The sequence below is a fragment of the Actinomadura sp. 6K520 genome, from assembly GCF_004349245.1.
Taxonomy (GTDB): Bacteria; Actinomycetota; Actinomycetes; order Streptosporangiales; family Streptosporangiaceae; genus Spirillospora.
Genome location: NZ_SMLC01000136.1, coordinates 1 through 19899, shown reverse-complemented (window position 1 = coordinate 19899; position 19899 = coordinate 1). Strand labels below are relative to the sequence as shown.

The window sequence follows — 19899 nt, the reverse complement described above, 5'->3', positions numbered from 1 at the left end:
GGATTCGCCTCGGGCTTCCTCCAGACCCCGCCTCACAACGACGCCCTTGCCTCCGGCTCGGAGTTAGCACCACCTCTTCCTCCAGGGGACTTTCACCCCCAAGCAATCGCCCATGCTGGGCGCACCACGCGAAAGGCCCGGCCCCTCACCCGAGGGGACCGGGCCTTTCCGGTGCGGGAGGCGCGCCGGGGGGAAGGGCCGGCGACCGCCCTGATCCGCGGGTCCGGCGCTACTCCGCGGAGTCGGCGGCGGACGCGGCGCCCGCGTCGCCGGCCGGGGCCGCGCCGGGCGCCACCGCGGCCTTGGCGACCGCGTCGGTCGCGCTGACCGTGGTGTTCTCCGGGAAGTGGCAGGCGGCCTGGTGGCCGGGGCTCAGCTCGACCAGCGGCGGCTCGACCTGCCGGCAGATGTCCTGCGCCTTCCAGCAGCGGGTGTGGAAGCGGCAGGCGGGCGGCGGGTCCAGCGGGCTCGGCACGTCGCCCTGCAGCCGGATCCGCCTGCGCTCCCCGCGCTGGGCCGGGTCCGGGATCGGCACCGCCGACAGCAGCGCGTTGGTGTAGGGGTGCATGGGACGCTCGTACAGGTCCGTCCGGTCCGCCAGCTCGACGATCTTGCCGAGGTACATGACGGCGACCCGGTCGGAGATGTGCCGCACCACCGACAGGTCGTGCGCGATCACCACGTAGGTGAGGTCGAGCTGGTCCTGCAGGTCCTCCAGCAGGTTCACGACCTGGGCCTGCACCGACACGTCCAGCGCCGAGACCGGCTCGTCCGCGATGATCAGCTTCGGTTTCAGGGCGAGGGTGCGGGCGATGCCGATGCGCTGCCGCTGCCCGCCGGAGAACTCGTGCGGGTACCGGTTGTAGTGCTCGGGGCTGAGCCCGACCAGCTCCAGGATCTCCTGGACGGCCTTCTTGACGCCCTGCTCGGCCTCGATGTTCTGCAGCCGGAACGGGGCCCCGACGATCGCGCCGACCGTCTTGCGCGGGTTCAGCGACGAGTACGGGTCCTGGAAGATCATCTGGAGGTCGCGGCGGAACGGCCGGAGCCGGCGCTGCGGCATCTTCGTGATGTCCTGGCCCTCGAAGGTGATCTTCCCGAAGCTGGGGTCCAGCAGCCGCATGATCATCCGGCCGGTGGTGGACTTGCCGCAGCCCGACTCCCCCACCAGCCCGAGGGTCTCGCCCTTGCGGACGGAGAACGACACGCCGTCCACCGCCTTGACCGCGGCGACCTGCCGGCGCAGCACCCCCGCGGTGACGGGGAAGTGCTTGCCGAGGTCGTCCACCTCCAGCAGGTACTCACCGTCCGTGACCGGACGGGGCTCCGCCGCGGCCTTCTCGGCCGGGGTCTTCCCGGCCTGGGTCTTGGATGTGCTCACAGTCTCGTTACCACCCGTGCTCGTCACAGCTTCGGCCGGATCTCGTCGTTCCAGATCTCCCGCCGCCTGCCGAGCGGGAGATGGCACGCCGCCTTGTGGCCGGGCTCGACCTCGACCAGCTCGGGCCGCTTCGTCTCGCTCTTGCCCTCGTTCAGGTCCCGGTAGGGGCAGCGCGGATGGAACGCGCATCCGGAGGGCACGTTGATCAGGCTCGGCGGCGACCCGGTGATCGGCAGCAGCCGCTCGGTCCGCTCGCGGTCCAGCCGCGGCATCGAGCCGAGCAGCCCCCACGTGTAGGGGTGCAGCGGCCGGTGGAAGGTGCTGTCGACGGACGCCTGCTCGACGGCGCGGCCCGCGTACATCACCAGGATGTCGTCGGCCAGCTCCGCGACCACCCCGAGATCGTGGGTGATCATGATGACGGCGGAGTTGAACTCCTGCTGCAGGTCCCGGATCAGGTCGAGGATCTGCGCCTGGACGGTCACGTCCAGCGCCGTCGTCGGCTCGTCGGCGATCAGCAGCTCCGGGTCGCACGACAGCGCCATCGCGATCATCGCGCGCTGCCGCATCCCGCCGGAGAACTGGTGCGGGTAGTCGTCGACGCGCTGGTCGGGCCTGGGGATGCCGACCTTGCCGAGCATGTCGATGGCGTGCTTGCGCGCGACCTGCTTGGACACGTCGTTGTGCACCCGGTACGCCTCGATGATCTGGTGGCCGACCGTGTAGAACGGGTGCATCGAGGACAGCGGGTCCTGGAAGATCATCGCCATCTCGCGGCCGCGGAGGCGGCGCACCTCGGACTGCGGGGCGCCGACGAGCTCCTTGCCGTCCAGCCAGATCTCGCCGGACACGTCGGCGTTGCGCTTGTTGTGCAGGCCCAGGATGCCGAGGCTCGTGACGCTCTTGCCGGATCCGGACTCCCCCACGATCCCGAGCGTGCGGCCGCGCTCCAGCTGGAACGACAGGCCGTCGACCGACTTGACCAGCCCGTCGTCGGTCGGGAAGTGGATCTTCAGGTCGCGGACCTCGAGGAACGCCGTGGGAGCCTCGCCGGTGCCCGCGGTGTCCGCGGCGGGCGCGGTGCCGGTCATCAGGCCAGCCTCACTCTCGGGTCGACGATGGCGTACAGCAGGTCGACGATCAGGTTGATCACCACGATCGACGTCGAGGTGATCAGCGTGACGCCGAGGACCATGGGCAGGTCGCCGCTGCGGATCGAGTCGATCGCGAGCCGGCCCAGCCCCGGGATGCCGAAGGTGCTCTCGGTCAGGACCGCGCCGCCGAGCAGGAGACCGAGGTCGAGGCCGAACACGGTCATGATCGGTGTCAGTGACGCGCGCAGCGCGTGCTTGGTGACGACGGTCTTCTCCGGCAGCCCCTTGGCGCGGGCCGTGCGGATGTAGTCCTCGTTCATCGTCTCCAGCATGCCCGCTCTGGTGAGCCGGGCGTACATCGCCGCGTACAGGAACGCGAGCGTGACCCATGGGAGCACGAGGGCCTGGAACCACGTCACCGGATTCTCGGTGATGGAGGTGTAGCTGCCCCCGCCCGGGAAGATCGGTATCGAGTACGAGAACAGCGCCAGGGACACCAGGCCCGTGAAGTAGATGGGAAGCGACACGCCGCTCAACGCGACGATCATCGCCATCCTGTCCCAGAGGGTGCCTCTGCGCAGCGCCGAGATGACGCCGACGGTGATGCCGCCGGCGAGCCAGATGACCGCAGCGCCGGCCGCGAGCGACACCGTCGCGGGGGCGCGGTCGAGGAGCGTCTCCAGGACCGGCTGGCTGCTGCGGTAGGAGTACCCGAGGCACGGGGCCGGGCAGTGGTCGGTGACCGGGCCGGCCTTGAAGTCCTTGCCGACGACGATGGCCTTGAGGTAGTCCGCGTACTGCACCACGACCGGGTCGTCGAGCCCGAGCCGTTCCTTGGTGTCCTCGATGGCCTGCGGGCTCGGTGCCTTGCCGACGTAGCCGGCCGCGATCTGGTCGGTGGTCTGCCCCGCCAGCTTCGGCAGCCAGAAGAAGATGCCGAAGGTCACCAGGCTGACCAGCAGCAGCATGAGGATGGCACCGATGAGGCGCCGGACGATGTATGCGAGCAAAATTCGCGGCCCAGCTCACCGGCCGGGCGGGCCTGCGGGCCCGTCCCGGCCGGTGAGCGTCGCCTTCACCTGCCTTCAGAGGAACGCACGGACGAGCGGAGTGTTACTCCGACACGCCCATGTTCAGGTAGTCGTACATTCCGCCGTAGGAGAGCGTGATCCCGGCGTTGGTCACCCGCTCAGGCCGGTACATCAGGGCCTTGGCGTAGACCAGCGGAACGTTCGTCGCCGTCTCCATCACCATCCGGTCGACCTCGCCGTAAGCCTTGAGGCGGGCCGCCTTGTCCGGGTTGGTGATGGCATCGTCGAGCGCCTTGTTGATCTTCGGGTCGTCCAGCTCGGCGAGGTTGGTGTTGCCCGAGGGCTTGATCGCGTCACCGTGGACGACCTGCTGCAGGAAGCCGTAGCCGGTCGGCCAGTCGGCCGCCCACGCCCAGATCATCATGCCGACGCCGTGGTCGTGGACGTACTTCGGCACGCCGGCGTACTTGTTGAAGTAGTCGCCCGCGGGGAACTGGACGATCTCGGTCTCGATGCCGACCTTCTTCAGGCTCTGCTGGACCGCCTGGGCCATCGCGACTTCCTTCGGCCGGTCGGACCGGGCCGAGATCTTGGTCTTGAAGCCTTCGGGCTTGCCGCACTCCTGCAGTTCCTGCTTGGCCTTGTCGAGCGTGGCCTGGTCGAGGCCGCCGTTCTCGGCCTGCTTCTGCGGGTACAGGTCGAACTTGGTGTAGCCGTCGACGGCCGGGGGCAGGATCGTGGTGCCCACGTCACCGCCGGCCAGCGGGCCGCCGTAGGCGGTCTGCGCGGCGACCTTGTCGGTCGCGTACTGCACGGCACGGCGGCAGTGCAGGTTGTCGAGCGGCTTGACGTTGACGCTCAGCGACATGAACCGCAGGAAGCCCTGGATGGGGTTGTCCACGTACGGCTTCTGGTCGTCGGCGAGCACCTTCGGCTGCGTGCCGGACTGGACGCCGACGCCGGAGATGTCCATGTCGAGCGAGCCGGCCAGGAGGCGCTGGTCGATGTCGTCGGCGTTCTGCTTGGCCTGGACCTCGATCGTGTCGGGCAGCGCCTTGCGGATCGGGTCGGTGTTGGCGTCCCAGTGGGGGTTCCGGGACAGCGTCATCGACTTGCCGCGCGTGTAGTTGTCGACCTTGTACGGGCCGCTGGAGACCATGGCGGTCTCGTACTTCAGGCCGGTGTCCTTGGCCTTCGGCACGGGCATGGTCTGCGACATCGCGACCAGGTAGTCGAACTCCTGGAACGGCTCCTTCAGGTTGAACACGATCGTCTGGTCGTCCGGCGTCTCGATGGACTCCAGGCCCTTGTCGCCCTTGTCCTTGTAGGGGCCCTTGTACGCCGGGTCGTTGTCGACCAGGTACTGCTTGAAGTACTTCGGCCCGAGCTGCAGCTCCTCGGTGTAGTTGCTGCGCTCGACCGCGTACTTGACGTCCTTGGACGTGACGGTGGTGCCGTCGTCGTACTTGACGCCCGTGCGCAGCTTGTAGGTCCAGGTCTTGCCGCCGTCACTGGCCTGCCCGAGGTCGGTCGCCAGGTCGGGGATGACCTCCAGGCTCTCCTTGCCCGCGCCCGGCTTGAACGTCGTCAGCGCACGGCCGTACAGGCGGGCGAAGTTCTGCGAGAAGGCGTAGTAGGTGTTGCCCGGGTCCGGGGAGTCCCAGTCGTCGCTGTGGGCGAGCTTCAGCGTGCCGCCCTTCTTGTCCGACTGGTTGACGACCTCGTTGACACCGGCGTTCCAGCCGGGGCCGTCCCCTTCCGTGGATTCGCCGCCGCCGCAGGCGGCGAGCGCCGCGGTCGCGACCACCCCGGCCGCGAGGACCGCGATCGGTCTCATCTTGTTCATGTGCAGGCGCACCCTTTCAATTAGGCGGGTCGATGAACCCGAATCACTTGGCCCGAGGGTCGAGAGCGTCCCGCAGCCCGTCACCGAACAGGTTGAAGGCGAGGACGGTGATGAAGATCGCCATACCCGGGATGATCATGAACATGGGGTCCGAGGAGTAGATCGGCACCGCGAGCGTGAGCATCCCGCCCCACGACGGGGTCGGCGGGATGACGCCGACCCCGAGGAACGACAGCGCCGCCTCGAACAGGATGTTCACCGGGATGAGCAGCGTCGCGTAGACCAGGATCGGCGCGACGAGGTTTGGCAGGATCTCCTTGAACAGGACGTAGGAGTTGCTGGCGCCCATGCTGCGCGCGGCGTCCACGAACTCGCGTTCGCGCAGCGAGAGCGTCTGGCCCCGGATGATGCGGCCGATGTAGGGCCAGTTGAAGAAACCGATGACGACGACCAGGACCGACACGCGCAGCCCGTTGCCGCTCAGCCCGAACGCCCCGTCCGCGACGACGCCGACCAGCGCGAGCGCGAACAGCAGCAGCGGGAACGCCAGGAAGGCGTCCATGGCGCGGCTGATGAGGTAGTCGACCCAGCCGCCGAAGTAGCCTGCGATCACGCCGAGGACCGTGCCGAGGACCACCGACATCAGCGTGGCCAGGAACGACACCAGCAGCGAGATCCGGGCGCCGTGCACGATTCGGGCCAGCATGTCGCGGCCGGTGCCGGGCTCCACGCCGAGCGGGTGGTCCATGCTGATGCCCGAATGCCAGAACCCGTACTTGGGGCGGTTGTAGGTCGGGTCGATCAGGTTCTGGTGGTAGGTCAGCGGGTTCTGCACGAAGTACGGGCCGAAGATCGCGATGAGGATCAGCAGGAACACCACGACGGCGCCGGTCAGCGCGACCTTGTCGCGCTTGAGCCGCATCCAGGCGATCTGCCCCAGGGAGCGCCCCTGGATCTTCTTGCGGTCGACGCCCGTGAGCACCGATTCCGGATGCGCCTCGGTGTCGGACCCGCTCACCTCGATGGGTGCGGCCACGCTCCGTACCTCCTACCGTCCGGCCACTGGTTCGGCCCTGCCGCCGGCGCCGGGCCGGCCGGCGGCGGAGGTCATCCGCCGCCCCGTACTCGTCACGCCGCGTTCGCTGAAGGGAAACGTAGTCCTTCGACCACGACTGTCCATCCGTGTGAGGACCTATGCCAGTACCCGTATCTGACTTGTGATCTCGTCGTCATCTGGGCAACACGCGGCGCGACAGCACTCCCGACAAACAGCCCGAATAGTACGTTCGGGACAGGACTGACAGTGGCCTCGTTCCGGTCTAGACCGGGAAGCTTTACCGTTCCGAGTCCGTTCCGATATCGATTCTCCGCAGGTCAGCGTCGCAGCGGACACAAATCGGGCATCCCACGTCCCGGAACGCCCCACCAGGCACGGGAGTCACAGCGCGGATCCGCGGCACGGGCTTACAGCACGGGCTGACAACACGGGCCGGGCGCGCGGAACGGCGGCATACGAAACGGCGGGCCGGGACGCCCCGCTCGGGGGACGTCCCGGCCCGCCGTGACGGACGGTGGCCGGGCGGCTCCGGGTCAGCTGATGCCGCGGTCGCGCAGGATCCGCTCGATCTCGGCCATCTCGGGGTCGCCGCCGCCCGGCGCGGGCCCCTCCACGGCCTGCTGCCCGCCGGACCGCCCGGCGGGCTTCTGCCGGCCGCCCCCCGCGGCCTTGCCCCCGCCGGCGCCGCCGGACGCACCCGCCGCGCCCGCGCGGCGGCTGATCATCGCGCCGGAGACCAGGTAGAGCAGCACGGCCAGCCCCGCCACCGCGACACCCGCCCACCGGGCCGGATCGAAGGTCAGGTCGACGAAGAACTCCGTGACCCCCGTCATCGCCGCCGCGAGGGGCACCAGGGACAGGGCGGCGCCGCGCAACCCGGTCCCCGCGCCGCGGCGGCGGTAGGCCCCCCAGCTGATGACCAGCCCGACCAGGGTCACTGCGAGGCTGATCGCGAAAATGGCTGTGTCACTCATGCCGGCCCCTCATTCCATACGGTGCTGCGTCACTGCGGTGATGCCTCACTTCCATCGTCACACGTCGGGGGCCGGTTCCGATCCTCCCGGCGGACGGTTTCCGGACGCGCGGCCCTCCTACTCCCGCGTGACCCATCCCTTAGGGACCGCCCCGCGGGTATCAAGCGCCGGCTCGGCCACAGGTCCGCGTCACAGGGCAGCCGCACAGGGGCCCGTCACAAGGGCCCGTCACAGGGGCGGGGTCCGGCCTTACGTCCCGGTGAACGCGGGCAGGGCGCGCAGGCCGTCCAGGGTGACCTCGCGCAGCGAGGCGACCACGACGCGGCCCGGGGCGGGAGGGACCGGCAGGACGCCGGGGACCGCGACGGTGACGCAGCCCGCCGCCTCCCCCGCGGCGACTCCGTTCGGGGAGTCCTCCAGGACGACGCAGCGGGCCGGGTCGGCGCCCAGCCGGGCGGCGGCCGTCAGGTAGGGCTCGGGGTCGGGCTTGGTGCGCGCGACCTCGTCGCCCGCCACGCTCAGCGCGAAGTGCTCGCGGCCGATCGCGTCCAGCACCGGCTCGATCAGCCGCCGGTGGCTGGAGGACACCAGCGCCGCGGGGAGCCCGGCCGCGCGGACCTCGCAGAGCAGGTCCTTCGCGCCGGGCATCATCGGCACGAAGGCGTCGAGCCGCTCGGCCATGCCGTCCAGCATCCGCCGCCCGACCTCCGCGGGGGAGGCGGCGGCGCCGGTCAGCTCCAGCATGTAGCGGACGGCGACGTCCAGGGAGCCGCCGACGAGCTTCTCCTGGTGGGCGGTGCTCCACGCGCCGCCCAGCCACGCCATGACCTCCGACTCGACCTCCAGCCAGACGCGCTCGGAGTCGATGAGCAGGCCGTCCATGTCGAACAGCACGGCCTGCGGGCCGCCAAGGGTCACGGTGCTCCTCCAGGGTGTCGCGGATGTCACGCGCGCCGGTCCCCAGCGCGGCGTTTCTTCTTGGACGGGCTGTGCAAAGAGACGGTGACGGATGGGTCGATCGACCGATACCGTGCCCCCTAAACTACTATCCGGTAAGGAACGGCATGAGCGCCTACCGCATCATCCTCGTCGGCACCGACGGTTCGGACTCCTCGTTCCGCGCGGTCGACCGGGCCGCCCAGCTGGCCGCCGCCACCGGCGCGACCCTGCTGCTCGCCTCCGCCTACAGCCCCATGCCCGAGCGGGAGCGCGCGAGCGCCGCCGACCGGCTCGGGGACCTCGCCTACAAGGTGCAGGGGTCCACGCCGGCCGACGACGCGCTGCGCGCCGCGCGCGAGCGGGCGGTCGCGGCGGGCGCCCTCGACATCGACCAGGTCGCCGTCGAGGGCGACGCCGTGGACGTCATCTCCAAGGTGGCGAAGGAGCGCGGCGCGGAACTCGTCGTGATCGGCAACCGCGGGCTGAACAGCCTCGCCGGGCGGATCCTCGGGTCGGTCCCGGCGAACCTCTCCCACCGGTCCCCGTGCGACGTGCTGATCGTGCACACCACGGACGGCAAGTGAGACCGTCCGCCACCCCCCACCCGCCACCGATCAAAGGATGAACTTCGTTCGACCGTCCGCCAGCCCCCGCCCGCCACCAATCAAAGGATGAACTTCGTTCGGCTTTTTCCGCTGCGGGCGTACGGCGCGGGGGTCTGCCGCCGGGAGGGTGGGGTAGGCCGTTCGCAGGACGTAGGCTGACAGCCACCGATCATGAGCGGGGCCCCCGCCCCGGGAGATGACGGCCCCCGCCGGTGGTGCAGTACCTGGGCGTCGGAAGGAGGCAGCGCGTGGTCGAGCTCGAAGACGTGCCGGAACTCGTGGATCCAGTGCTCGTGGCCGCCTTTGAGGGGTGGAACGACGCCGGGGAGGCCGCCAGCGGCGTGATCTCGCACCTGGAGTCCACCTGGGAGGCGGTCCCGATCGCCGAACTCGACCCCGACGACTACTACGACTTCCAGGTCAACCGGCCGATCGTGGAGATGACCGACGGGGAGACCCGCGGTATCACCTGGCCGACCACCCGCGTGTCGTGGGCGCGGCTGCCGAACGGCAAGGACGTGGTCCTGCTGCACGGGATCGAGCCGAACATGCGGTGGCGGTCGTTCTGCCGCGAGCTGGTCGGGCTGATGCTGGAGCTGGAGGTCCGCAACGTCGTGCTGCTCGGCGCGCTGCTCGCCGACTCCCCGCACACCCGGCCGGTGCCGGTCACCGGCGCCGCGTCCGAGGCGGGCCTCGTCAGCACCCTGCACCTGGAGCCGGCGCGCTACGAGGGGCCGACCGGGATCCTCGGCGTCCTGCAGGACGCGTGCGCGAAGGCGGACCTCGACACGGTGTCGCTGTGGGCCGCAGTCCCGCACTACGTGGCCCAGCCGCCGTCGCCGAAGGCGACGCTGGCGCTGCTGCGCCGCGTCGAGGACCTCCTGGACGTCACCGTCCCGCTCGGTGAGCTGCCCGAGGAGGCCCGCGCGTGGGAGCACGGCGTCAACGAGCTCGCCGAGGAGGACTCCGAGGTCGCCGACTACGTCCGGACGCTGGAGGAGCAGAAGGACGCCACCGAGCTGCCCGAGGCGAGCGGCGACGCCATCGCCCGCGAGTTCGAGCGTTACCTGCGGCGCCGGGACCCCGGCCGGGGTTAAGATCGGGGCGAGTCCCGTTCCCGGTGAAGGCCCGCGCACGCCGCCAAGTGCGCTCACCATGACTCTTCTCTCCCCGAAGGGCGGAGGCGCCCGCGGCCGGTGAGCCGCCGCGCCGCCGGCCCGGCGATCCGGGTCCGTCCGGCACGTGAGGTGCGCCGCCAGCGCCGCCGCAGCGCCCATCCCTGCTGGGACCACCTCATCGCCGCGCCCCTCTGGCCGCAGCACGGCGCCAATCTGGGCACGCTCCTGCGCACCTGCGACGCCGTCGGCGCGTGCATGGCGGTCCCGAGGTTCTCCTGGGTGCCCGAGGCCCTCGCACGCGGCAACACGCTGCGCCGCCCCGCCTGCGTCCACTGGGTGAACGATCCGCTCGGCTGGCTGGAGCGCCAGCGGGCCGCGGGTTCGCGGGTCGTCGGGGTGGAGCTGGCCGACGAGGCGGTGCGGCTCGCGGACCTGCCCGCCGCGCGGACCCGTACCGTGGCGGTGCTCGGGCACGAACGGTCCGGCATTCCGGGCGAGGCGCTGGACCTGCTCGACCTGGCCGTGGAGATCCCCATGGTGGGCGGCGGCGCCAGCCTGAACGTGGCCGTCGCCGGCTCGCTGGTCCTGTACCGGCTCGCGGGCCTGCTGTGACGGGCGCCGCCCAGTCCCCCGGCCGCGGTGCTACGTGATGGGCTGGAGCGCGACGCCGAGGAGGGCGTCGGCGATCGCCCCGACCTGGGGCGGGGCCGTCTCGTCGGTGCCGTCGGCGGCGGCCCAGGCGTCGATGGCCGCCAGCGCCGCCGGGGCGTCCAGGTCGTCGGCGAGGTGGCCGCGGACGGCGGCGGCGACCGGGGCGGCCGGCGGGCCGGACGCGCGGGACACCGCGGCGCGCCAGCGGTCCAGCCGGGCCCGGGCGGCGGCGAGGCCGTCGTCCGTCCACTCCCAGTCGGACCGGTAGTGGTGCGCCAGCAGCGCCAGCCGGATCGCCATCGGGTCGGTGCCGGCCTCCCGCAGCCGCGACACGAACACCAGGTTGCCGCGCGACTTGGACATCTTCTCGCCGTCGAGGCCGACCATGCCGGCGTGGACGTAGGCGCGGGCGTGGGGGCGCTCCCCCGTCGCGACCTGGGCGTGCGAGGCGCCCATCTCGTGGTGCGGGAACGCCAGGTCGGAGCCGCCGCCCTCGACGTCGAACGCCATCCCGAGGTGCTCGATGGAGATCGCCGAGCACTCCACGTGCCATCCGGGACGGCCGACGCCGAACGGCGAGTCCCAGCCGGGCTCCCCCGGGCGCTGGGCCATCCACAGCATGGCGTCGAGGGGGTCGCGCTTGCCGGCGCGGCCGGGGTCGCCGCCGCGCTCGGCGAACAGCGGCGCCATCTCCGCGCGGGTCAGCCGGCTGACCTCCCCGAACGCGGGGTCGGTGGCGACGGGGAAGTAGATGTCGCCGTCGACCTGGTAGGTGGCGTCCCGGCCGCGCAGCTTCTCGATCATCTCGATGATGAGCGGGATCGACTCGACGGCGCCGATGTAGTGGTCGGGCGGCAGGACCCGCAGGGCGGTCATGTCGCCGCGGAACAGCTCGATCTCGCGGTCGGCCAGTTCGCGCCAGTCCTGGCCCGTCTCGTGGGCACGTTCCAGAAGCGGGTCGTCGACGTCGGTGGCGTTCTGGACGTAGAGCACGCGGTGGCCTTGGTCGCGCCAAACGCGGTTGACCAGGTCGAAGGCGACGTAGGTGTTGGCGTGCCCGATGTGGGTGGCGTCGTAGGGGGTGATGCCGCACACGTACATCCGGGCGGTGCCGCCGGGGGCGTCCGGGCCCGCGGGGCGCGGCGTCCCCGTCCCGGTGTCGTGGAGTCTGAGCGGCCGTGCCGCGGCGGGCAGTCCCGCGTCGGGGAGGCTGGGGACATCGGAGGCGGGCCACGATCGCATACGGAAAGCTTATCCATGCCCAGCTAGACGGGTTACGCCGAGATCGCGGGCGAATGTCGGGACCTGTGTGCCTCAGCCGTGCCGGAGGCGGGGGTCCAGGAACGAGTAGCAGATGTCCACCACCAGGTTCGCGGTGATCACGCACACCGTCACCAGCAGCGTGACGCCGATGATCACGGGGGTGTCGCCGGCCGCGATGGACTGGTGGACGAGCTGCCCCACGCCCTGCAGCCCGAACACCTTCTCGATGACGATCGTGGAGCCGACGAGCGCGCCGAGGTCGATGCCGAACTGGGTGACGACCGGGGTGAGCGCCGGGCGCAGGACGTGCCGGCCGACGACGCGGCTTTCCGGGAGGCCCTTGGCGCGTGCCGTACGGACGTAGTCCTCGCCCAGTACGTCCAGCATGGCGGCGCGGGTGAGGCGCGTGTAGGTGGCGAGCATCAGCATGGACAGCGCGATCCACGGCAGGATCATCCTGCGCAGAAATTCGGCCTCGAGCGGCGGACCGGCCTCGAACAGGTGGACGCCGCTGTCGCTGAGCCTGGTCGAGAACACGTACAGCAGCGCCAGCGCCATCACGAACGGCGGCGTGGCCAGGCACGCCAGCACGAACGCCGCGGCGGCCCGGTCCCAGACGGTGCGGGCCTTGACGGCGCCGAGCGTCCCGAGGGCGACGCCGCCGGCGAACCACAGGACTCCGCCGCCGGCGATCAGGCACAGCGTCGTGGGCAGCCGGGCCGCGATCAGGGCCGTCACCGGCGCGCCGCTGACGTAGGAGTCGCCGAGGTCACCGTGCAGCAGCCGCTCGGCGAAGCACCAGTACTGGACGGGGAAGGGCCGGTCCAGGCCGAGGTTGGCGCGGATCTGCGCCAGGGTCTCGGGGGTGGCGCGGGGCCCGCCGAGGACCCGCTCCACCGGGACGGGCGACACGTGCAGGAACACGAACACGAGGGTCGCGACCAGCCACAGCATGAACAGCGCGTGCAGGACGCGGCCGGCGGCGAGACGCGCCATCGCCGGGTCACCTCCCCCGGGCGGCGCGGCCGCCGCGCGGGTCGAGGGCGTCGCGGACCGCGTCGCCGATCATGGTGAACGACAGCGTGGTCAGCAGCAGCAGGGCGCCCGGGACGGCCGGCAGCCACCACGCCGTCTGGAACACGTCGCCGCCCTCGCCGAGCATCGACCCCCAGCTCGGCATCGGGGGCGGCACCCCGGCGCCGAGGAACGACAGCGTCGCCTCGAACACGATCGCCGCCGGGATCAGCAGCGCGGTCAGCACGGTGACCTGCGCGGTCAGGTTCGGCAGGATCTCCGCGACCATGATCCGCGCGGTGGAGGCGCCGAGCAGCCGGGCCGCCTCGACGAACTCCTGCCGGCGCAGCGCCAGCACCTGGCCGCGGATGACGCGGGCGAACGCCGCGACGGAGAAGAACGCGACGACCAGGATCGTCATCGTGAGGCCGGCGCGGGCCGAGGTGATCTGGAACGTGGTCGACAGCAGGACCGCGACCAGCAGGTACGGCAGCGCGAGGGTGAGGTCGATCAGCCGGGACAGCAGCGTGTCCAGCGCGCCGCCGGCGAGGCCCGCGAGCATCCCGGCGAGGGTGCCGGCGACGGCGGCGAGCAGCGCCGCCGACAGCCCGACGGCCAGTGATATCCGGGCGCCGTAGGCGGCGCGGACGAGGACGTCGCGGCCGAGCTGGTCGGCGCCGAGCGGGAACTCCCCGCCGGGCCCGCGCGGCCGCCCGGAGGCGTCGAGGCCCGTCCCGGGGAACGTGGCGTCGTAGGGGTGGCCGGTCAGGTGCTCCCACAGCGGCGCCAGCGCGGCGAACGCCGCGATGAGCAGCAGGACGGCGATGGACGCGGCGGCGGCCCTGTCGCGCTTGAACCGCTCCCATGCGAGCCGGGACGGGCCCCGCGCCCGCACCGGGCGCCTTCCCCGTTCCGGGCCCGTGCCCGGGCGGGCCCACCGGCCCCCGCAACGCCGCCAAGATCGCATTGGGTGGCCAAGTTAGCACCGGGCGTCACCGTTCCGCCGCAGCGTTGCCGAAACGGCTCTGAGTCACCGCGCCCTTACCGGATGCGTCCCCTGCAGGGAGCGGGGCCCCTAGAGAATGCGGGTCCAGGCGGCCCCGTCGCCCGGAGCGGCGGAGAAGTCGTACCGGACGCCGCCCGGCGCGAGCGCGGCAAGGGTGACGGAGGTGGTGCCCCAGACCCGGCCGTCGCCGTGGTCGAGCAGGGGCAGCAGCGCGCGGTGGTCGGCGCGGGGCAGGCCGTCGCCGTTCACCAGCGCGGTCCAGTCGCCCCACGCCCGGTCCACGGGGTCGTCGCGGCCGGGCTCGGGGCGCGGCGCGGCGGCCAGGCGCGGCCGGAAGTACGCGAGCCGCGCCGCCATGTAGGCGTCCTCGGTCTCGCCCTCCAGCTGGCCCTCGCCCTCCAGCCCGCTGTTGACGATCATGTGCAGGCCGGGGCCGAGGTCGCGTTCGGCGAGCTCGGCGCCGTCCCAGCTCCACAGCCGCACCCCGCCGGGTTCGGCGGCGACGAGGTGGAACGGGTCGTAGACCCGCAGGTCCGGGCGGTCGAGCTTGCCGTCGGCGGCGGCCCGCAGCGGGAGCTCGCCGCGGGAGACGCGCCCGTCCTCGGGCGCCGGGCGGCCGCGCCCGTTGAGCACGAGGCCGACCCGCGGCGCGCCGGGGTCGACGGCCAGCCATGTGCCGCCCGCGCGCAGGTCGCGGCCGCCGACGAGACCGGGCCGGTCCGGCCAGTGCCGCCCGGGCGGCTCCCACTCGCGGGCGACGAACTCGTCCCGCACGCCGACCAGCAGGACGGGGACCGGGGAGGCGGGGTCGATGCTGATGATCGCCGTGCACATGCCCTAATTGGAGCACTTGCCGCAGAACACTCGGACGGCGGGGTACCGGCGGTCCGCGCCGCCGGCCCGCAGGCCCGCGGTCAGAGCGGCGGCCAGGGGATGGCCGGCCAGTCCTCGGGGGGGTAGGGGTGGATCCGGTGCTTGAGCATGAGCTCCACGCGGCGGCGGGTGGCGTCCACCTCGTCCGGGGTGAGGAGCTCGGCGAGGCGGGCGCCCAGCGGGCCGCGCAGGGCGGCGTCCACGCGGCCGACGGCGTCCAGCGCCTCGGGCGTCAGGGGCTTGCCGCGCCACTGCCACAGGACGGTGCGGAGCTTGTAGTCGACGGAGAAGCAGACGCCGTGGTCGCAGCCGTAGACGTGGCCGTCGCCGGGCGGGAGCAGGTGCCCGATCTTGCGGTCGGCGTTGTTGACGACGGCGTCGAACACCGCCATGCGGCGGACGGCCTCGTCGTCCGAGCGGGAAAGGGCGACGAGGTCGATGTCGGGGTCGGGTTCCACCCACAGCTGCACCATGCCGGGCCCGTAGGGGCCGTCGCGGTGCACGGTGGGCGGGACGGTCGCCCACCCCATGGCCTTGGAGACCTCGTAGGCGGCGACCTCGCGCTCGGCGAGGGTGCCGTCGGGGAAGTCCCACAGCGGCCGCTCCCCCGCGACGGGCTTGTACACGCAGGCGGCGGCGCGGCCGTCGCGTTCGACCGAGCAGTACAGGGTGGCGTTGGACGCCTGGACGAGCCTGCCCTCCACGCTGAGCCGCCCGGCCGACAGCAGCTCCTCGGCGGCGGCGACGTCGCGGGGCGAGACGCGGCGCCCGGGCTCGCCGCGCCCGGCGTCGTCCGCGGTCGCCCGATCGCGGGAGGACTGCGTCATGCGCCCATTCTCCAGGCCCGGTGATCCATGATCCAGCACAGCGGAGGCGTCATCTCAGCCCAGGTATCCGTTCTGGCGCGGGCACACGTGGCCCTCGGTGTCGAGGGGGAGCCCGCACAGCGGGCAGGGCGGGCGCCCGGCGGCGACGACCTTCAGGGCCCGCTCGGCGAACGCGCGGGCCTGCGCCGCGCTGATCCGCACCCGCAGCACCGCGATGGCCGGGTCCTCCTCGCCGACCTCGGCGTCCTCCTCGGCCTCGGTGACCTCCTGCGCCTCGATGACGACCTGCTCGTCCTCGGGGTCCCAGGCCAGCGCCATCGTGCCGACCTTGAACTCCTCCTCCACCGGCTGGTCGAGGGGGGCGTCGTCCTGCAGCTCCGACGGGGCCACCGCGGGGACCGGCGCGTCGCCCCCGCTGCGCCGCAGCACCTCGTCCAGCAGCTCCTCCAGCCGCTCGGCCAGCAGTGTCACCTGGAACTTCTCCAGGCCCACGCTGGTCACGCGGCGGCCCGAGCGCGCCTGCAGGTAGAAGGCGCGGTCGCCTGGCCGTCCGACGGCGCCGGCGACGAAACGCTCCGGCAGGTCGTAGGAGATGACGGGCATGACACCGACCCTACGCGCCGCCGCCCACGGGCGCGTCCTCCGGCCCGAGTCCGGCTTTCCCGGAACCTTCCTCCGGCGGCTCGGGAACCAGACCGGCGACATCGCCGCCGGTGTCGTTGACGCGGACGACGAACGGGCGCGTTTCGGTGTAGCGGATGACGGTGAGCGACGCGGGGTCGGCCTGGATGCGCTGGAACTGGTCCAGGTGCAGGCCGAGCGCGTCGGCGACGATCGACTTGATGATGTCGCCGTGGCTGCACACCAGGTAGCGGGCGTCGGGGCCGTGCTCGGCGGCGACGCGCCCGTTCCAGTCGCGGACGGCGGTGACCGCGCGGTGCTGCGCCGCGGCGAGGGACTCGCCGTCCTCCCCGGGGAACCGCGCGGCGCTCGGGTGCGCCTGGACGACCCGCCACAGGGGCTCCTCGGCGAGTTCCTTGAGGGGGCGGCCCGTCCAGTCGCCGTAGCGGACCTCGCCGAACCGGTCGTCGGTCTCGATCTTCCCGACCGGGCCGTCGTGCCCGGCGGCGATGGCCTCGGCGGTCTCGGCGCAGCGCTCCAGGGGGCTGGTCACGACCGCGGCGAGCGGGAGGCCCGCCAGGCGGGCCGCGAGCCGGGTGACCTGGCCGCGGCCGCGGTCGTCGAGGCGCACCCCCGGCGTCCATCCGGCGAGCACGGGTCCGGTCATCTCGGTCAGGCCGTGCCTGACCAGGAGGAGGGTGGTCACAGCGGCCACTGTAGGAGATGCCCTGCACCCGGGTGGGCGGCGGGTCCGCGGCCCCGATGCGGGAGAATGCGGAATGTGATCGTCGACCGGGCCATCTACACGGACGGGACGCGCCGCAGCATCGGCGGCGACATCGGCGACGCCCTCGACCTGGCGCGCCGGGACCCGGGCGCCTTCGTCTGGATCGGGCTGTTCGAGCCCGACGAGGCGGAGTTCGATCTGGTCAAGGAGGAGCTCGGGCTGCACCCGCTCGCCGCCGAGGACGCCGTGTCGGCGCATCAGCGGCCCAAGCTGGAGCGCTACGACGACACGCTGTTCATCGTCCTGAAGACGCTCACCTACATCGACGAGACGTCCGACATCGAGGTCGGCGAGATCATGCTGTTCCTCGGCGAGGAGTTCGTCGTCACCGTCCGGCACGGCTCCGGCAACCCGCTCGGCCCCGTCCGCCGGCGGCTGGAGGAGTCGCCCGAGCTGCTCAAGCACGGCGCCACCGCCGTCCTGTACGCGGTGTGCGACGAGGTCGTCGACCACTACGAGCTGGTCGCCCACGAGGTCGAGGTCGACATCATCGGGCTGGAGACCGCCGTGTTCGACCCCCGCGCGCGGGACGTCACCGCCGACATCTACTCCCTCAAGCGGGAGGTGCTGGAGTTCCGCGCCGCCGAGGACCCGCTCATCCCGGTGATGGACGAGATCGTGCGGGGCCGGGTCCGCGAGTGCACCTCGACCCGCGAGTACTTCCGCGACGTCCTGGACCACCTGCTGCGCGTGGACGAGCAGGTCGACGCGCACAACGAGCTGCTCAACAGCGTCCTCGCCGCGCACCTGGCGCTGCTCGGCAAGCGGCAGAACGAGGACATGCGCAAGATCTCCGCCTGGGCCGCGATCATCGCGGTGCCGACGGCGATCGCCGGGATCTACGGCATGAACTTCGACAACATGCCGGAGCTGCACTGGACGTTCGGGTACCCGCTGGTCCTCGGGGTGATGGCGGTCGTCTGCGTGGTGCTGTTCCGCAGGCTCCGCAGGAGCGGCTGGCTCTAGCCGCCCGGCGGGGCGTCCCCGATGCGCATGGGCGGGGCGAGCAGCGCGGCCCACAGGTGCGACTCGGCGCCCCGCGCCTCCAGCCGGCGCCGCATCCGCTCCACCCCGCCCCGCGTCGGCAGCGCCAGCCAGATCAGCAGCGGGTAGCCGAGCACGAACCCGGCGGCGAACACCAGCTCGCTGTGCCCGGCCATCGCCAGCGGCAGGCCCATCAGGATCACGGCCTCGGCCAGCGCGAACCGCAGCAGCACCGCCTGCCGGAACACCAGCAGCGCGGTCCGCGCCGCCCGCCGCGGGTCGGGCTCCGGGGCCATCGGACGCGGCGCCCGCGGCCCGGCCAGCAGCGCCACCAGCGCACCGGCCACCAGCGGGAGGTAGATCCACGGCTGCACGCCCGCGCCGGGGCCGCGGCCGTCCGCCACGATCAGCGGCGTGATCGCCAGGATCAGGACGGGGGCGCCCAGCAGGAACAGCATCATCGCCCGCATCCGGCCCAGTTCGGTCCCGCCGCGCAGCGAGGCGAGATACCCCGGGTCGTCGCCGGCGGACGCGCCGAACCGCGGTGTCATGTCCGGCCCGCCGTCGCCGTCCGGCGTCTTCGGTGAGTACATCGAGAACGGGGGTGGCGCCATGGCGGGAAACTTTAGCCGGGCGCCGGTCCCGGCAGTAGACCTCACCAGGATCTTTGCGCGGGCCGCGCGGCCGGGCACGCCGCTCGCCCGCTTCCCGCGGCGCTCCCCCGGAGCGCTACATTGACCGCCTATGAAGGAGCGTCACCTCGGGCGGAGCGGGCTGCTGGTGTCCCGGCTGGGCCTCGGCACCATGACCTGGGGGCAGGACACCGACCCGGACGAGGCGGCGGCGCAGCTCGCCGCGTTCGTCGAGGCCGGGGGCACGCTGGTGGACACGGCCGACGTCTACGCCGACGGCGCCAGCGAGCGGATCCTCGGCCATCTGCTGCGCGAGAGCGTCGACCGGGACGGCCTGGTCATCGCGACCAAGGCCGCGATCCGGCCGAACGGCCGCTACGACGGGTCCCGCAGGCACCTGCTCCGCGCCCTGGACGCCTCCCTCGACCGGCTCGCCCTGGACTACGTCGACCTGTGGCAGCTGCACGTCTACGACCCGGCGACGCCGCTGGAGGAGACGCTGTCGGCACTGGACGAGGCCGTCGCGTCCGGCCGGGCCCGCTACGTCGGGGTGTCCAACTACGCGGGCTGGCAGGTGTCCAAGGCCGCCGCCTGGCAGCGGGCCTGGCCGGGCCGCGCCCCGATCGTGTCCGCGCAGCTGGAGTACTCGCTGCTGCGCCGCGACATCGAGCGGGAGGTCGTGCCCGCCGTGCTGGACGCGGGGGCCGGCCTGCTGCCGTGGTCGCCGCTCGGGCGCGGGGTGCTGACCGGCAAGTACCGCACCGGCATCCCCGCCGGGTCCCGCGCCGCCGCCCCGCACTTCTCCGAGTTCGTCCAGCCCTACCTCGACGAGGAGTGCGCCCGCATCGTCGAGTCGGTGGTGACCGCCGCCGAGGGCCTCGGCCGCTCCCCCCTCGCCGTGGCGCTGGCGTGGGTGCGCGACCGGGCGGGGGTCGCCGCGCCGATCGTCGGTGCCCGCACCGCCGCGCAGCTCACCGCCATACTGGACAGCGAGGACCTGACCCTGCCGAACGAGATCCGCGGCGCGCTGGACGACGTCTCCGACACCTCGTCCGCTCCCTGACCGGCCGCGACGGGAAACCTGTGACCGACACACCTGAACCCGCCTCCGACCCGACACCCGCCGAGCGGGCGGCGCGCGCCGCGGCGGCCCTGCGCGCCGCCGAGGCCGCCGCCGGGCAGCCGCCCGCCCCACC

General features: G+C 72.4%; 20 protein-coding genes. 5 read left to right on the top strand and 15 right to left on the bottom strand.

The genetic code is table 11. From position 1 onward, the window contains the following. Window positions 1-229 precede the first annotated feature (229 nt). The 7 genes from E1289_RS27850 to E1289_RS27820 form a co-directional block, all read right to left on the bottom strand. On the bottom strand, window positions 230-1297 hold the full coding sequence (locus E1289_RS27850) for an ABC transporter ATP-binding protein (RefSeq protein ID WP_243713197.1): 1068 nt from the start codon (window positions 1295-1297) through the stop codon (window positions 230-232). Between the two features lie 107 nt (window positions 1298-1404). Continuing rightward, the gene (locus tag E1289_RS27845; protein ID WP_131985332.1) at window positions 1405-2472 is read right to left on the bottom strand and encodes an ABC transporter ATP-binding protein; all 1068 of its coding nucleotides are present in this window, start codon (window positions 2470-2472) and stop codon (window positions 1405-1407) included. Further along, window positions 2472-3485 carry an ABC transporter permease gene (locus E1289_RS27840; RefSeq protein ID WP_131985330.1) on the bottom strand — a complete coding sequence of 338 codons (1014 nt, stop codon included), beginning with the start codon at window positions 3483-3485 and terminating at the stop codon, window positions 2472-2474. Before E1289_RS27840 ends, E1289_RS27845 begins: the two co-directional genes overlap by 1 nt. A gap of 103 nt (window positions 3486-3588) precedes the next feature. Beyond that, window positions 3589-5352, bottom strand: coding sequence for an ABC transporter substrate-binding protein (locus E1289_RS27835; RefSeq protein ID WP_207929180.1), 1764 nt, complete (start codon window positions 5350-5352; stop codon window positions 3589-3591). Between the two features lie 43 nt (window positions 5353-5395). Next, entirely contained in the window at window positions 5396-6388 is a 993-nt protein-coding gene (locus tag E1289_RS27830; protein WP_131985328.1) for an ABC transporter permease, read from the bottom strand. 554 nt (window positions 6389-6942) lie between these two features. Continuing rightward, on the bottom strand, window positions 6943-7383 hold the full coding sequence (locus E1289_RS27825) for a hypothetical protein (protein WP_131985326.1): 441 nt from the start codon (window positions 7381-7383) through the stop codon (window positions 6943-6945). Between the two features lie 249 nt (window positions 7384-7632). Then, window positions 7633-8301: an HAD family phosphatase gene (locus tag E1289_RS27820; RefSeq protein WP_131985324.1), complete on the bottom strand. Its 669-nt coding sequence runs from the start codon at window positions 8299-8301 to the stop codon at window positions 7633-7635. A gap of 146 nt (window positions 8302-8447) precedes the next feature. Between E1289_RS27820 and E1289_RS27815 the strand changes: the two genes are divergently transcribed. From E1289_RS27815 to E1289_RS27805, 3 genes are all read left to right on the top strand, one after another. Further along, a complete protein-coding gene (locus E1289_RS27815) occupies window positions 8448-8906 on the top strand; it encodes a universal stress protein (protein ID WP_131985322.1) in 459 nt (152 codons plus the stop codon). 269 nt (window positions 8907-9175) lie between these two features. Beyond that, entirely contained in the window at window positions 9176-10024 is an 849-nt protein-coding gene (locus E1289_RS27810) for a PAC2 family protein (protein ID WP_131985320.1), read from the top strand. Between the two features lie 99 nt (window positions 10025-10123). Next, the gene (locus E1289_RS27805) at window positions 10124-10657 is read left to right on the top strand and encodes a TrmH family RNA methyltransferase (protein ID WP_131985318.1); all 534 of its coding nucleotides are present in this window, start codon (window positions 10124-10126) and stop codon (window positions 10655-10657) included. Between the two features lie 30 nt (window positions 10658-10687). On the opposite strand, the gene mshC is transcribed toward E1289_RS27805, so the two are convergent. From mshC to E1289_RS27770, 7 genes are all read right to left on the bottom strand, one after another. Then, window positions 10688-11938: a cysteine--1-D-myo-inosityl 2-amino-2-deoxy-alpha-D-glucopyranoside ligase gene (mshC, locus tag E1289_RS27800; protein WP_131985316.1), complete on the bottom strand. Its 1251-nt coding sequence runs from the start codon at window positions 11936-11938 to the stop codon at window positions 10688-10690. Between the two features lie 72 nt (window positions 11939-12010). Beyond that, window positions 12011-12955, bottom strand: coding sequence for an ABC transporter permease (locus tag E1289_RS27795; RefSeq protein ID WP_131985314.1), 945 nt, complete (start codon window positions 12953-12955; stop codon window positions 12011-12013). Between the two features lie 7 nt (window positions 12956-12962). After that, window positions 12963-13868 carry an ABC transporter permease gene (locus E1289_RS27790; RefSeq protein ID WP_243713196.1) on the bottom strand — a complete coding sequence of 302 codons (906 nt, stop codon included), beginning with the start codon at window positions 13866-13868 and terminating at the stop codon, window positions 12963-12965. Window positions 13869-14048: 180 nt separating this feature from the next. Beyond that, a complete protein-coding gene (locus E1289_RS27785) occupies window positions 14049-14813 on the bottom strand; it encodes an NRDE family protein (protein WP_131985310.1) in 765 nt (254 codons plus the stop codon). Between the two features lie 80 nt (window positions 14814-14893). Beyond that, complete coding sequence (locus E1289_RS27780; protein ID WP_131985308.1) at window positions 14894-15679, bottom strand: SCO1664 family protein; 786 nt, start codon at window positions 15677-15679, stop codon at window positions 14894-14896. 54 nt (window positions 15680-15733) lie between these two features. Next, on the bottom strand, window positions 15734-16282 hold the full coding sequence (locus E1289_RS27775) for a DUF3090 domain-containing protein (protein ID WP_131985306.1): 549 nt from the start codon (window positions 16280-16282) through the stop codon (window positions 15734-15736). 10 nt (window positions 16283-16292) lie between these two features. Continuing rightward, a complete protein-coding gene (locus E1289_RS27770) occupies window positions 16293-17006 on the bottom strand; it encodes a histidine phosphatase family protein (protein ID WP_131985304.1) in 714 nt (237 codons plus the stop codon). Window positions 17007-17081: 75 nt separating this feature from the next. Between E1289_RS27770 and corA the strand changes: the two genes are divergently transcribed. Next, the gene (gene corA / locus E1289_RS27765; protein WP_165970639.1) at window positions 17082-18053 is read left to right on the top strand and encodes a magnesium/cobalt transporter CorA; all 972 of its coding nucleotides are present in this window, start codon (window positions 17082-17084) and stop codon (window positions 18051-18053) included. Here corA and E1289_RS27760 read toward each other — a convergent pair. Further along, window positions 18050-18685, bottom strand: coding sequence for a hypothetical protein (locus tag E1289_RS27760; protein ID WP_243713195.1), 636 nt, complete (start codon window positions 18683-18685; stop codon window positions 18050-18052). The two genes, corA and E1289_RS27760, sit on opposite strands and share 4 nt — an antisense overlap. A gap of 130 nt (window positions 18686-18815) precedes the next feature. Between E1289_RS27760 and E1289_RS27755 the strand changes: the two genes are divergently transcribed. Then, window positions 18816-19766, top strand: a complete 951-nt coding sequence (locus E1289_RS27755; protein ID WP_131985300.1) for an aldo/keto reductase — start codon at window positions 18816-18818, stop codon at window positions 19764-19766. Window positions 19767-19899: the final 133 nt, after the last annotated feature.